Origin of the sequence: Streptomyces sp. NPDC093586 (assembly GCF_044764905.1) — a bacterium.
Taxonomy (GTDB): Bacteria; Actinomycetota; Actinomycetes; order Streptomycetales; family Streptomycetaceae; genus Streptomyces.
Genome location: NZ_JBIWJA010000032.1, coordinates 1 through 14,741, shown reverse-complemented (window position 1 = coordinate 14,741; position 14,741 = coordinate 1). Strand labels below are relative to the sequence as shown.

At 69.9% G+C, this 14,741-nt stretch carries 6 protein-coding genes, 1 tRNA gene and 1 rRNA gene; 1 reads left to right on the top strand and 7 read right to left on the bottom strand.

The window, feature by feature from the left end:
* Window positions 1–30: 30 nt before the first annotated feature.
* The 4 genes from ACIRFH_RS27350 to ACIRFH_RS27335 all read right to left on the bottom strand — a co-directional run bounded on the left by ACIRFH_RS27350 (window position 31) and on the right by ACIRFH_RS27335 (window position 10,506).
* Window positions 31–882, bottom strand: coding sequence for a helix-turn-helix domain-containing protein (locus ACIRFH_RS27350; protein WP_403526123.1), 852 nt, complete (start codon window positions 880–882; stop codon window positions 31–33).
* Window positions 883–1,143: 261 nt separating this feature from the next.
* Complete coding sequence (locus ACIRFH_RS27345) at window positions 1,144–3,885, bottom strand: DNA translocase FtsK (RefSeq protein ID WP_403526120.1); 2,742 nt, start codon at window positions 3,883–3,885, stop codon at window positions 1,144–1,146.
* A gap of 141 nt (window positions 3,886–4,026) precedes the next feature.
* The gene (locus ACIRFH_RS27340; RefSeq protein ID WP_403526117.1) at window positions 4,027–4,701 is read right to left on the bottom strand and encodes a two-component system response regulator; all 675 of its coding nucleotides are present in this window, start codon (window positions 4,699–4,701) and stop codon (window positions 4,027–4,029) included.
* A 321-nt stretch (window positions 4,702–5,022) separates the two neighbouring features.
* On the bottom strand, window positions 5,023–10,506 hold the full coding sequence (locus ACIRFH_RS27335; protein ID WP_403526114.1) for a HAMP domain-containing protein: 5,484 nt from the start codon (window positions 10,504–10,506) through the stop codon (window positions 5,023–5,025).
* 389 nt (window positions 10,507–10,895) lie between these two features.
* Here ACIRFH_RS27335 and ACIRFH_RS27330 point away from each other — a divergent pair, with 389 nt between their 5' ends.
* Window positions 10,896–13,661, top strand: a complete 2,766-nt coding sequence (locus ACIRFH_RS27330; RefSeq protein ID WP_403526111.1) for a SpoIIE family protein phosphatase — start codon at window positions 10,896–10,898, stop codon at window positions 13,659–13,661.
* Window positions 13,662–13,717: 56 nt separating this feature from the next.
* Here the strand turns inward: ACIRFH_RS27330 and ACIRFH_RS27325 are convergent.
* The 3 genes from ACIRFH_RS27325 to rrf all read right to left on the bottom strand — a co-directional run.
* A tRNA-Thr gene (locus ACIRFH_RS27325) sits at window positions 13,718–13,793 on the bottom strand.
* 78 nt (window positions 13,794–13,871) lie between these two features.
* Window positions 13,872–14,534: a DegT/DnrJ/EryC1/StrS family aminotransferase gene (locus ACIRFH_RS27320; RefSeq protein ID WP_403526311.1), complete on the bottom strand. Its 663-nt coding sequence runs from the start codon at window positions 14,532–14,534 to the stop codon at window positions 13,872–13,874.
* Between the two features lie 115 nt (window positions 14,535–14,649).
* Window positions 14,650–14,741, bottom strand: a 5S ribosomal RNA gene (rrf, locus tag ACIRFH_RS27315); the annotation flags it as partial.

Genomic DNA, 14,741 nt, shown 5'->3' with positions numbered 1-14,741 from the left:
ACCCCGTAGCGACTCGTCCCCTCGGTCCGCTTACCCGACCTGCGGGTCACCCTTCGTGTACGTCAGCCGCTCCACGGCACCCGGCTGGAAGTCGTCCTCGATCTTCTTGCCGTTGACGTACAGCTGGATGGCGCCGGCGTCACCGAGGACGAGGTCGACCTTCTCGCTGTCCTGGAACGTCTTGGAGGCGCCCTGCTCCAGCAGGCCGTCGAAGAGTCGCCGGCCGCTGTGGTCCTTGACGGAGATCCAGCTGCGGCCCTCGGTCGCGCTGACCTTGACGGTCACCTTGTCCCGCGGCACGGCGGCGATGGCGCTGTCGGTCGGGACCGGCTTGGGAGCGGCCGGTTTCTTGGGCGGGGCCGTCGCCGAGGCGGACGTCCCGGCCGTCGGCTGGGCGCCTTCGGCGACGCTCGCCTCGGAACCACCGCTGTCGCCGCCCTTGACGAACGTGAACCCGACGAAACCGATCACGGCGACGATCGCGGCGACCATCGCCGCGGTCCAGTTGGGACCGCGCCGCTCCGGACGGATGCGTTCCGCCTCGAACAGGGGTGCGGCGGGTGTCGGGGCCGGGCGTCCGCCGTGCTCGGCGTCGTACTGCGCGAGAAGCTCGGCCGGGTCGAGCCGGACGGCCTTGGCCAGGGTCCTGATGTGGCCGCGGGCGTAGACGTCGCCGCCGCACGGCGTGAAGTCGTCCGCCTCGATGGCGTGCACGATGGCGACACGGACGCGGGTGGCGCTGCTGATGTCGTCGACGGTCAACCCGGCGGCGATGCGTGCCTGTTGCAGGACGCGGCCGACGGAGGGGCGGACGTCCTCAGAAACGTCTTCGGACACGCCTTCGATCGGACGCTCGTCTTCAGGGGAGTTGCCGATGGACACGGGGGCGCCTTTCGAGCGTATAGCCGCCTGTGCTGGACGTTCAGTCTAGGGGGGGTGCAAACGGGTGGGGCAACCGGACGGCGGGACTTGTGCGCCATCGGTATGGCTTCGTGTCCCGATGACGGTGTACCTCTTCGTCCCTTCCCTCAACGTGACGTACGCCATGAGGAAACGGTTGCCCAATGATCCCTAACGGGTGAGTCACGATCGGCCGGCCGGCCGCCCTGATCCGCCACGCGAGGTGATCCGCGCGTACCCTCCCTACCCCTCGGTCTCCCCCCGGATCACCGCGAGCACGCCGTCCAGCTCGTCGGCCTTCACCAGGACGTCACGGGCCTTCGACCCCTCGCTCGGTCCGACGATGCCCCGCGACTCCATCAGGTCCATCAGACGTCCCGCCTTGGCGAAGCCGACGCGGAGCTTGCGCTGGAGCATGGACGTCGACCCGAACTGGGTGGAGACGACCAGCTCGGCGGCCTGGCACAGCAGGTCGAGGTCGTCGCCGATGTCCTCGTCGATCTCCTTCTTCTGCTGGGTGCCGACGACGACGTCCTCCCGGAAGACGGGCGCCATCTGGTCCTTGCAGTGCTGGACGACGACCGCGACCTCCTCCTCGGTCACGAACGCGCCCTGCATACGGGTCGGCTTGTTCGCGCCCATCGGCAGGAAGAGGCCGTCGCCCTTGCCGATCAGCTTCTCCGCGCCGGGCTGGTCGAGGATGACCCGCGAGTCCGCCAGCGAGGAGGTGGCGAAGGCCAGCCGGGAGGGCACGTTCGCCTTGATGAGACCGGTGACGACGTCCACCGACGGCCGCTGCGTGGCGAGCACGAGGTGGATGCCGGCCGCCCGCGCGAGCTGCGTGATCCGCACGATCGCGTCCTCGACGTCCCGCGGCGCCACCATCATCAGGTCGGCCAGCTCGTCCACGATCACCAGCAGGTACGGATAGGGCTGGAGCTCGCGCTCGCTGCCCTCGGGCGGTTTGACCTTGCCCTCGCGCACGGCGCGGTTGAAGTCGTCGATGTGCCGGTAACCGTAGGCCGCGAGGTCGTCGTAGCGCAGGTCCATCTCCCGCACGACCCACTGGAGCGCCTCGGCGGCCCGCTTCGGGTTGGTGATGATCGGCGTGATCAGGTGCGGGATGCCCTCGTACGCCGTCAGCTCGACGCGCTTGGGGTCGACCAGGATCATCCGGACGTCCTCCGGGGTAGCCCGCATCATGATCGAGGTGATCAGGCAGTTGATGCAGGACGACTTGCCGGAGCCGGTCGCACCGGCGACCAGCATGTGCGGCATCTTCGCCAGGGAGTGCATGACGTAGCCGCCCTCGACGTCCTTGCCGAAGGCGACCAGCATCGGGTCGTCGTCCTCGGCGGACTCCGCGAGCCGCAGCACGTCGCCGAGGTTGACCATCTCCCGGTCGGTGTTGGGGATCTCGATGCCGACCGCGGACTTGCCGGGGATCGGGCTGATGATCCGCACGTCGGGGCTGGCGACGGCGTACGCGATGTTCTTGGTCAGCGCGGTGATCCGCTCCACCTTCACGGCGGGTCCGAGCTCGACCTCGTACCGCGTGACCGTCGGGCCGCGGGTGAAGCCGGTGACGGCCGCGTCGACCTTGAACTCCGTGAAGACGGTGGTCAGCGCGTGGACGATCGCGTCGTTGGCCGCGCTGCGCGACTTGCCGGGGCCACCGCGCGTGAGGAGGTCGAGGGACGGCAGAGAGTACGTGATGTCGCCGGAGAGCTGGAGCTGCTCGGCGCGCGGCGGAAGCTCCCGTTCCTGCGGGGGCGGGGTCTTGGTGAGGTCGGGCACCCCCGTGCCGGCCGGGACCTTCCTGAGCTTCCCCGGCTGCGGCCGCACGGCCGGGACCGGCGTGGACGTCGGTGTCGTCGGCTCGCGCTCCCCCGTGCTCACGCCCTGGGTGAGGTCGGCGACCAGTGGGGACGGCGGCATCCCGTGCAGGACGGCGCCGTCGAGCGCGGCGGCGGCCGCGGCGGCGACGTCCACGGCGTCCATCGGCCGGTTCGCGTCGGGCTGCGGCACGGCGGACCGGCGGGGCCGGCCGCGGCGCCGGGCGGGCGCCTCCTGCTCGACGACGCCGTCAGGGTCGTAGGGGTCGTAGGGCTCCGTGACGGGCGCCCCCCCGCGCCTGCGGGGGCGTGCGGGCAGCGACTCGCGCCACTGTTCGTCGTACCGCTCGTCGTCGTCGGTGAACCCGTCCGCCTGCGGGTCGTGGACGAGTCCGAGCCGCACCCCGAGCAGCCGCAGCCGCTGCGGGACGGCGTTGACCGGTGTGGCCGTGACGACCAGCAGCCCGAAGACCGTGAGCAGTACGAGCAGCGGCACTGCGAGCACGTCGGTCATCGTGTACGACAGCGGGGTCGCCGCGCCCCAGCCGATCAGTCCGCCGGCGTCTCTTATGGGCTGCATGCCGGCGCCGCGGACCGGCGAGCCGCAGGCGATGTGCACCTGGCCGAGCACACCGACGACGAGGGCGGACAGGCCGATCACGATCCGGCCGTTGGCCTCGGGTTTCTCCGGATGCCGGATCAGACGTACGGCGATGGCGCCGAGCAGGATGGGCACGAGCAGGTCGAGCCGGCCGAAGGCTCCGGTCACCAGGATCTCGACGAGGTCGCCGACAGGGCCTTTCAGGTCCGCCCAGGTACCGGCGGCGACGATCAGCGCCATGCCGAGCAGCAGGAGCGCGACACCGTCCTTGCGGTGCGCCGGGTCGAGGTTCTTCGCGCCCTGGCCTATGCCGCGGAAGACGGCGCCGACGGCGTGCGCGATACCCAGCCAGAGGGCGCGTACGAGCCGGTAGACGCCGCCGGTCGGACTGGACACCGGTGCGGGCGCGGGCTTCTTCGCCGGGGCCTTCTTGGCGGGCGCCTTCTTCGCGGGAGCCTTTTTCGCCGCGGCCTTCCTCGCCGGAGCCTTCGCGGGAGCCGCCGCCTTCTTGGCGGGCTGCTTCTTGGCTGCGGAGGGACGTGAGGCCATGGGGGTGAGATTACCGGGGGAGACGGCGGTCGACACGTGTGCCCACCGCTTCACCCGTTCGTGTCGTCCGTGGGCGCGTCCGGAACTGACGCGGTGGGTACGGACGCTGACATGCCTTCACCGACCGTCCCACCGACAGCCTCAGTTCACCGCGGCCTGGCCTCCGGAGGAACCCGGTTCGAGGGCGTCCAGGGCCCGGCGCAGGCCCGTGAGCTTGCGCTCCAGATGGGCCGCCGTCGCCACCGCCGCCGCGTCGGTCGACTCGTCGCCCAGCTGCTTGGAGAGCGCTTCGGCCTGCTCCTCGACGGCCGCGAGCCGCGCCGACAGCTCGGCGAGCAGCCCCGCCGGCTCCTTGGTCTCGGCACCCGCGGACTTGCCGCCGCCCTCCAACTGCAGGCGCAGCAGTGCCGCCTGCTCGCGCAGCTGGCAGTTCTTCATGTAGAGCTCGACGAAGACGGAGACCTTCGCGCGCAGCACCCACGGGTCGAACGGCTTGGAGATGTAGTCCACCGCGCCGGCCGCGTACCCACGGAAGGTGTGGTGCGGGCCGTGATTGATCGCGGTGAGGAAGATGATCGGGATGTCCCGGGTCCGCTCCCGCCTCTTGATGTGCGCGGCGGTCTCGAAACCGTCCATGCCCGGCATCTGGACGTCCAGCAGAATGACTGCGAAGTCGTCCGTGAGCAGTGCTTTGAGCGCTTCCTCCCCGGACGATGCCCGCACCAGCGTCTGATCGAGCGCCGAGAGGATCGCCTCCAGCGCCAGCAGATTCTCCGGCCGGTCATCGACCAGGAGGATCTTGGCCTTCTGCACCATGGCCCGCCCTCCTCGCCCCGGCGTGGGGCCTCCCCTGTCCGCAGGACTTGGGGCAGCACCGGCGGGCGCCGCCCCAGGGGACGACTCCCTTGCGTCGCCCGTCCTTGTGCCGGTCATCGTAGCCGCACCCCGCCCGTCGCCACACCCTGTCACCGCGATGTCACTGTGTACGTAGCAGAAACGCGGCGGGAGACCAGAAGGTTCCCCGATTCACGTGCTTCTACACGATGGCGAGCACACTGAGTCAGCGACTCCGCGCGGCCCCCGAGGCTCCCGCCACGCTCACGCACCCCACATTCGCACACCGCCCGGACGTGCCGCTCACCCCTGACGCATCCACTGCTCCATCACCGTCAGCAGGTGGTCGGGGTCGACCGGCTTGGTGACGTAGTCGGAGGCTCCCGACTCGATCGCCTTCTCCCGGTCGCCCTTCATCGCCTTGGCGGTCAGCGCGATGATCGGGAGACCGGCGAACTGGGGCATCCGGCGGATCGCCGTCGTCGTGGCGTACCCGTCCATCTCGGGCATCATGATGTCCATCAGGACGACCGCGACATCCTCGTGCTGCTCCAGGACCTCGATGCCCTCCCGGCCGTTCTCGGCGTACAGCACGGACAGGCCGTGCTGCTCCAGGACGCTGGTGAGCGCGAAGACGTTGCGGATGTCGTCGTCGACGATCAGCACCTTCTGCCCGCCGAACCGGATGTTCCGGTGCGGCTGCGACGCCGCGTCCTGCCCGTCGGCCGGTCGCTGCTCCTGCGAGGCGATCCGCTCCCCGGTCTCCGGCACGGCCCTGCGGCGGCGCCGGAACAACGAGGAGGCACCGTTCTGCGAGTCCTGGCAGGGCATCGTCCCGGCCGACACCTCGTCCTGCGTCCCCGGCAGCTCGGGCCGGTCGGCCGAGGCGCTCGTGGAGGCCGGCAGCTCGCCCGCCTCGGGGGCCGGCAAGGCCTGCTGGTAGCCGTGCGGGGGCAGTTCGCTCGGGTGCAGCGGCAGGTAGAGGGTGAACGTCGAGCCGCGGCCCGGCTCGCTCTGCGCGTGGATCTCACCGCCCAGCAGCTGCGCGATCTCCCGCGAGATGGACAGCCCGAGGCCCGTGCCGCCGTACTTGCGGCTGGTGGTGCCGTCGGCCTGCTTGAACGCTTCGAAGATCACCCGCATCTTGCTGGCCGCGATCCCGATGCCGGTGTCGCTCACGGAGAACGCGATCAGCTCCCCGTTCGGGTCGGTCATCGAACCGGCCTCCAGCAACTGCTCCCGGATCGCCTGCGGCACGTCCTCCCGGGCCGGCCGGATGACCAGCTCGACCGCTCCCGAGTCGGTGAACTTCACCGCGTTGGACAGCAGGTTGCGCAGCACCTGGAGCAGCCGCTGCTCATCGGTGTGCAGGGTGGCGGGCAGCTCCGGCGACACCCGCACCGACAGGTCGAGGCCCTTCTCCGCGGTCAGCGGCCGGAACGTGGCCTCCACGTAGTCCACGAGCTGGACCAGCGCGATGCGCGTCGGAGAGACGTCCATCTTGCCCGCCTCGACCTTCGACAGGTCGAGGATGTCGTTGATGAGCTGGAGCAGGTCGGACCCGGCCCCGTGGATCGTCTCGGCGAACTCGACCTGCTTCGGCGAGAGGTTGCCCTCGGCGTTGTCGGCGAGCAACTTGGCCAGGATCAGCAGCGAGTTGAGCGGCGTACGCAGCTCGTGCGACATGTTGGCCAGGAACTCGCTCTTGTAGCGCATGGAGACCGCGAGCTGCTCGGCCCGCTCCTCCAGGACCTGCCGGGCCTCCTCGATCTCGGTGTTCTTCACCTCGATGTCGCGGTTCTGCCGGGCCAGCAGCTCGGCCTTCTCCTCCAGTTCGGCGTTGGAGGACTGCAGCGCCTTCTGCCGCTGCTCCAACTCCTCCGAGCGCTCACGCAGTTGCTCGGTCAGCTCCTGCGACTGCTTCAGCAGCACCTCCGTCTTGGTGTTGACGGAGATGGTGTTGACGCTCGTCGCGATCATCTCGGCGATCTGGTTGAGGAAGTCCTTCTGGATCTGCGTGAACGGGGTGAAGGACGCCAGCTCGATGACGCCGAGCACCTTCCCCTCGAACAGCACCGGCAGGACGATCACCTGGGCGGGCGGGGCCTCCCCGAGCCCGGAGGAGATCTTCAGATAGCCGCTCGGCGCGTTCTCCACGAGGATCGTGCGCTTCTCCTGGGCGGCCGTCCCGACCAGCGCCTCCCCCGGCCGGAAGGAGGTGGGCATCGACCCCATCGAGTAGCCGTACGAGCCGAGCATGCGCAGCTCGTACTCGTCGTCGCCGCCGGCGCCGGGTTCCTGGCCGTCGAGGAGCGGCATGGCGAGGAAGAACGCGCCGTGCTGCGCGGAGACCACCGGGGTCAGCTCGCTCATGATCAGCGAGGCCACGTCCTGAAGGTCCCGACGGCCCTGCATCAGCGCCGAGATGCGGGCGAGATTGCCCTTGAGCCAGTCCTGCTCCTTGTTGGCGATCGTGGTGTCGCGCAGGTTGGCGATCATCTTGTTGATGTAGTCCTGCAGCTCCTGGATCTCACCGGAGGCGTCCACGTCGATCTTCAGGTTCAGGTCACCGCGGGTCACCGCGGTCGCCACGCGCGCGATGGCACGCACCTGCCGGGTCAGGTTCCCGGCCATCTCGTTCACGGACTCGGTCAGGTCCCGCCAGGTGCCGTCCACGTCCCGCACCCGTGCCTGTCCGCCGAGCTGGCCCTCCGTGCCCACCTCGCGGGCCACGCGGGTCACCTCCTCGGCGAAGGAGGACAGCTGGTCGACCATCGTGTTGATCGTGGTCTTCAGCTCCAGGATCTCGCCCCGCGCGTCGATGTCGATCTTCTTGGTCAGGTCGCCCTTGGCGATGGCGGTCGTGACCATGGCGATGTTGCGGACCTGACCGGTCAGGTTGGACGCCATCTGGTTCACCGACTCGGTGAGGTCCTTCCACGTACCGGCCACACCCGGCACGTGCGCCTGGCCGCCGAGGATGCCGTCCGTACCCACCTCACGGGCCACCTTGGTCACCTGGTCCGCGAACGAACTCAGCGTCTTCACCATGGTGTTGAAGGTCTCGGCGAGCTGCGCGACCTCACCGCGCGCCTCGATCGTCACCGTCCGCGTCAGATCGCCGTTGGCCACGGCGGCGGCGACCTGGGAGATGTTCCTCACCTGGACGGTGAGGTTCTTCGCCATCAGGTTGACGTTGTCGCTGAGGTCCTTCCAGATGCCCACGACACCCGGCACGTGCGCCTGCCCGCCGAGGATGCCCTCGGTACCCACCTCGCGCGCCACCCGTGTCACCTGCTCGGCGAAGGACGACAGCTGGTCGACCATGGTGTTGACGGTGGTGACGAGCTCGAGGATCTCGCCCTTGGCGTCGACGGTGATCTTCTTCGACAGGTCGCCCTTGGCCACCGCGGTGGTGACCTCGGCGATGTTGCGGACCTGCATGGTCAGGTTGTTGGCCATGCCGTTCACGGACTGCGTGAGGTCCTTCCAGGTGCCGGAGACGCCCTGCACCTCGGCCTGCCCGCCGAGGATGCCCTCGGTACCGACCTCCCGCGCGACGCGCGTGACCTCCTGGGCGAACGACGACAGCTGGTCCACCATCGTGTTCAGCGTGTTCTTGAGCTCCAGGATCTCCCCGCGCGCGTCGACGGTGATCTTCTGGGAGAGGTCGCCGCGGGCCACCGCCGTCGCGACCTGCGCGATGTTGCGCACCTGCGCGGTGAGGTTGCCGGCCATGCCGTTCACCGAGTCGGTCAGGTCCCGCCACACGCCGGCGACCCCGGGCACCTGCGCCTGACCGCCGAGACGGCCCTCCGTACCCACCTCGCGCGCCACGCGCGTGACCTGCTCGGCGAACGACGACAGCTGGTCCACCATCGTGTTGATGGTGTTCTTCAGTTCCAGGATCTCCCCGCGCGCGTCGACGTCGATCTTCTGGGAGAGGTCGCCGCGGGCCACGGCCGTCGTCACCTGCGCGATGTTGCGCACCTGGGAGGTCAGGTTCCCCGCCATCGAGTTGACGGAGTCCGTGAGCTCCTTCCAGGTGCCCGACACCCCGTCGACCCGGGCCTGACCGCCGAGGCGGCCCTCCGTGCCCACGTCCCGCGCCATCCGGGTCACCTGGTCGGCGAAGCTGGAGAGCTGGTCCACCATCGTGTTGACGGTGTTCTTCAGCTGGAGCATCTCGCCGGAGACGTCCACGGTGACCTTCTGCGACAGATCACCGTTGGCCACGGCCGTCGTCACCTGCGCGATGTTGCGCACCTGGCCGGTGAGGTTGCGGAACGCCGTGTTGACGGAGTCGGTGAGGTCCTTCCACGTACCCGCCGCGCCCGGCACCTGCGCCTGGCCGCCCAGCTCGCCCTCGACACCGACCTCCCGGGCCACGCGGGTGACCTCGGCGCCGAAGGAGGACAGCTGGTCCACCATCGTGTTGACGGTGTTCTTCAGCTCCAGCATCTCCCCGGCCACGTCGACCGTGACCTTCTGGGACAGGTCCCCGTTGGCCACCGCCGTCGTCACCGCGGCGATGTCACGCACCTGCGTGGTCAGGTTCCGGAAGACGGTGTTGACGGAGTCGGTCAGGTCCTTCCAGATCCCCGCCGCACCCGGCACGTTCGCCTGACCACCGAGCTGTCCCTCACCACCGACCTCGTTGGCCACCCGGGTGACCTCGTCCGCGAAGATCCGCAGCGTCTCGGTCATCTGGTTGATCGTCTCGGCGAGCTGCGCCACCTCGCCGCGGGCCGGCACGGTCACCTTCAGCGACAGGTCACCGTTGGCGACCGCGGTCGTCACCTCGGAGATCCCGCGCACCTGGGCCGTCAGGTTCCCGGCCATGGTGTTGACGGAGTCGGTGAGCTCCTTCCACACCCCCGCCACCCCGGGCACCTGCGCCTGACCGCCCAGGGCACCCTCGGTACCCACCTCACGGGCGACGCGCGTCACCTCGGAGGAGAACGCGGAGAGCTGGTCCACCATCGTGTTGACGGTGTTCTTCAGCTCCAGCATCTCCCCGGCCACGTGAACCGTGACCTTCCGGGACAGATCCCCCTTGGCCACGGCCGTCGTCACCAGCGCGATGTCCCGCACCTGCGCGGTCAGCCGGTGCGCCATCGTGTTGACGGAGTCCGTGAGGTCCTTCCACGATCCGGACATGCCGCGCACCTGGGCCTGTCCGCCCAGCTTGCCCTCGGTACCGACCTCACTGGCCACCCGCGTGACCTCGTCCGTGAACGTCGACAACTGGTCGACCAGGTTGTTCACGGTCCGTCCGACCTTCAGGAACTCGCCGCGCAGCGGATGCCCAGTGCCCTCCACCGTCTGCGTCCGCAGCTCCATGCGGGGCGACAGATCACCGTCCGCCACCGCCGACAGCACCCGGCTGACCTCGGAGACGGGCCGCACCAGGTCGTCCACGAGCGCGTTGGAGTTGTCGATCGCGGCCGCCCAGGAGCCCTCACAGGCCCCCGTCTCCAGCCGCTCCGTGAGCTTTCCCTCACGTCCGACCATCCGCCGCACCCGCGCCAGCTCGCCCGTGAGATGCAGATTGCGGTCGGCCACCTCGTTGAAGACCGCCGCGATCTCCGACATCACGCCGTCCCCGGACACCGTGAGCCGCTTGCGGAAGTTCCCCTCCCGCATGGCCACGAGCGCCGTGAGCAGCCGGTTCAGCGCCGCCGTGTCGACCGTCGTCGTCCCGCCTCGTGTCCTGCCCTGCCCACTCAGGGACTGTCCGCCTTTCGCGCGCGTCTTCGTGGCCCGCGTCGCTGCGCCAGACTCCACTGTGTCCCTCCCGCAGGGGTCGACCGTTACTGCTGTGCCCGGTGCACCTACGGTGACCGGTTACTACCGCGTGCTTCCCGCGCCGCCACGTGCCGGCCCGGCTCACCGGACCACCGCCAGGGCTGCTGCCCGTCGTGCCGGCCCGGCATCCGGCCTGCCCGGACGCACACAAGAAGCTTGCCCAGTGTTTCACCCCGGCCGAACCAGGCCATAACAGTTCGGCAGCTTCGCACATCGTCCGCACACCCTCTGGGCGGAAACACTGCAGACCGGCATCCGCGGGGACGGCGAAGGTAAGTAACCTTGCATGCGGCTGTCCAGCCATGCCGGTTCTGTCCGGCCTGGGCGGTGGCACGAGACGAGCGGGCATCGGAGGGGCGGCCGGACACATGACCACCGGACTGATCCCGGGGGAGCAGCCCCCGGATCCCGGGCCGACGGGCAGCCTGCCGCAGCAGCGGCACGAGCCGGCCGGCCATGACGCCGTCCACGTGCACGTGGACGTGGAGAGAGGGTCGAGGAGTTCTGTGATCACCGCGCGCGCGGCCGCCAGTTTCGAGCCCGTCGGACGATCGGTGGCGAGCGCACGTTCCTTCGTCCGCGACACCCTCCAGGGCTGGGGCCACACCGACATCGTCGACGACGCCGTGGTGCTCACCAGCGAACTGGTGACCAATGCCGTCGTGCACGCCGGTACCGCCGCCGACGTGGTGTGTCTGCGCAGCGACGACGGCGTACGCATCGAGGTGGCCGACCGCTACCCCGAGCGCGAGGTCCCCATCCAGGGCTCGGCCGTCACCATGGGCAGCCCCGATCGCGAGGGCGGACGCGGGCTCCAGCTCTGCGCGGCCCTGGCCTGCCGCTGGGGCGTCGAGTACACGCCCACGCACAAGAACGTCTGGTTCCAGCTGGACCTGCCCGCACGGGCGGTCGGCACCCGCAGCGCGGGGCCGTCCCTCCCTGTCGAACTGCTGCCGGTCGCCGACGGCCGCGTCCGCGTCGCCGTCGTCCAGATCGACCGTACCGGCGCCATCACCGCCTGGAACGAGGACGCCGAGGAACTCTTCGGCTACCCGGCCGAGCAGGTCACCGGCAAGCCGCTGGCCGACCTCGCCGCCTGGCCGCACACCCCGGGCACCGGCACGGGCATCGTCGAGGCGCTCCAGCTCTCCCGCTGGGAGGGCAGTTACGGCATAAGGCGCGCCGACGGCCGCGTCACCCCGGTCTACGCCTCCCACCTCCGCGTCCGTGACGCCGGCGGCGAGCCCTCCACCGTCTGCCTCCTCGTGCGGGACCACGAGCGTGCCGTACTGCAGACACCGCTGCGCGTGCCCACCTCCGACTCCGGGGGCTCCTCCGAGGGCCAGAGCACCGACCCCTTCGAGGTGTTCATCGGCTCCCCCGCCCCGGACGACCTCGACGGCCTCCTCCAGCGCACGGTCGAACGCGCCCGCGACATGCTCGACGCCGACGCCGCCTTCCTGCTGCTCGCCACCGACGACGAGACGGAGCTGGAGGTCCGCGCCTCCACCGGTCTGCCCTCGGCCCGTCAGCGTTTCGCCCGCGTCCCCGTCGAGGCCGGCCCCGGCCGCTACGGCTCCGCGCGCATGCCCGCCGTCCACGACGACCTCGCCGCGGTCCCCGGCGCCGTCCCCCTGCTGAGCGGCACCGGCATGCGCTCCGTCGTCACCGTCCCGCTCAAGGTCGAGGGCCGCCTCACCGGCTCCCTCGGCGTCGCGGCCGAATCCCCCGGCCGGTACTCCAACGAGGAGGCCCTGCGCCTCCAGTTCGCCGCCGACCGCATCGCCCTGGCCGTCGAATCGGCCCGCCTGGGCGAACTGGAGCGGCTGCGCCGCGGCTCTCTCAGCTTCCTCGTCGAGGCCTCCGATCTCCTCGCCGGCACCCTGGACCGCGACCAGACCCTGGCCCTCATGGCGCAGATGACGGTCCCGACCCTGGCCACCTGGTGCGCCGTCTACACCATCGCCGACCAGGCCTCTGACCCGTACCTGTCGTACGTCCTGCACGAGGACGAGGAACTGATCGACGGCATCAAATCCCTCCTCTCCAAGATCGACCCACCCGACCCGGTGCCCACCCCGGGCGCCCGCGTCTGGTCGGCCCCCGCCGAGGTCGCCCACCAGGCGGCGCTGCGCAGTTCCATGCGCAGCCTCGGCCTGAACGGCGGCCCCGCCCAGCAGACCGGCTCCGGCATCGGCCCGACCCTGGCCACGGCCTCCGCCGTCGGCGGCGAGACCGTGGTCCTGCCCCTGGTCGCCCGCAACCGCGTCATCGGCATGCTGACCCTCGGCAAGCCCACCGACGAGCACTTCCGCCAGGAAATCCTGGAACTCGCCGAGGACCTGTCCCGCCGAGCCGCCCTGGCCCTGGACAACGCCCGCCTGTACTCGGAGCGCACGGCCATCAGCCAGTCCCTCCAGCGCAGCCTCCTGCCGCCGGAGCTCCCTCTGATCGACGGTGTCGAGGTCGAGGTCATCTACCGCGCGGCCGGCGAGGGCAACGAGGTCGGCGGCGACTTCTACGACCTCTTCCCCATCAGCGACGGCGCCTACGGCTTCGCCATCGGCGACGTCTGCGGTACGGGCCCGAACGCGGCAGCCGTCACGGGCCTGGCCCGGCACGCCCTGCGTCTGCTGGCCCGCGAGGGCCTGAGCGGGCCCGCCGTCCTGGAACGCCTCAACTCCGCCATCCTCGACGAGGGCGCCCGCAGCCGCTTCCTCACCCTCCTCTACGGCGAGATGCGCCCGCAGGAGGACGGCAGCGCCGAGCTGAAGGTCGTCTGCGCCGGCCATCCCCTCCCCCTGCGCCTGCGCCAGGACGGCACGGTGGAACCGGCCGCCGAACCCCAGCCGCTCCTGGGCGTCCTGGAGGACCTGGAGCTGTACGAGCAGACGGTCACCCTGGATCCGGGCGACGTCCTGCTCTGCGTCACGGACGGCGTCACGGAACGCCGCGAGGGCACGCGCATGCTGGGCGACGACGGCCTCGCCGACGTCCTGACCACCTGCACGGGCCTGACGGCGGGCGCGGTGGCGGCTCGCATCATGCGCGCGGTGGAGCGCTTCGCGTCGGACGCACCGTCCGACGACATGGCGATCCTGGCGATGCGGGTGCCGGAGCCGCACACGGACTGACACACCGGATCAGGGCATGCGAAAGGCCCCGCCCATTGGGCGGGGCCTTTCTGCTGTGGAGCCCCCAAACGGAATCGAACCGTTGACCTTCTCCTTACCATGGAGACGCTCTACCGACTGAGCTATAGGGGCCTGTCGCCTTTTCGAGGTTTCCCTCGCGGCAACGGAATAGATCATACCCCGAACAGAGGGGTGCTCCCAACACGGCTTTCAGTGCGCGGGTTGCAGAAGCCCACCCAGCGCATTACACGCCGCCACGATCCGCTGCATGTCCCGCTTCGTCAACGACGAGTCCACCGGCAGCGCGAGGGTCTCGTCGGCGGCCCGCTCCGTCTCCGGCAAGGACACACACCGTCGGAACCCGGGCGTCCGGTGCACAGGTGTCTTCACCGGCACGCGGCAGTCGACTCCCCTTTCCCGCACGGCCCGGGCGAACGCGTCCCGGTCGGGCCGGCCGTTGCCCGGAACTCGCACCACGTACTGCTGGTAGGTGTGCCCGTCGCCCCCGTCGGGGGTACGCACGCCCTTCAACTTCCCGTCGAGATAAGCCGCCCGCTCCCTGCGCCGCGCTACCTCGTCGTACGACCCGTCGGTCTCCCCCTGCTCCAGAACGAGTAGCCCGTGCCGCTGCCCGATCCCGTGCAGCCCGGCCATGTCCGCCTGCCGCCCGAAGCGGTGTACGGCGACGACGGCCGCGGTCCGAGGTGTCAGCACCGCCTCCACGGCGGATGTGGCGAGGCAGTACGTCACCGGATCTATGTCGGCGAACACCGGCAACGCACCGACGAGAACCACGGATTCGGCGACCTTCGCGTTCCCGAAGGCAGGCACGACGACCTCGTCGCCGACGCCGATGCCGGCGGCCCTGAGCATGGCAGCATTACTCATACCGACGATGCTGGTTGCACTACGTGAACGCCATGTGACGCAAAACAAAAAAGGGTTGGACCCGGAACCGAAGTTCGGGGTCCAACCCTTTTGAATGATTGTTCGGCGGCGTCCTACTCTCCCACAGGGTCCCCCCTGCAGTACCATCGGCGCTGTAAGGCTTAGCTTCCGGGTTCGGAATGTAACCGGGCG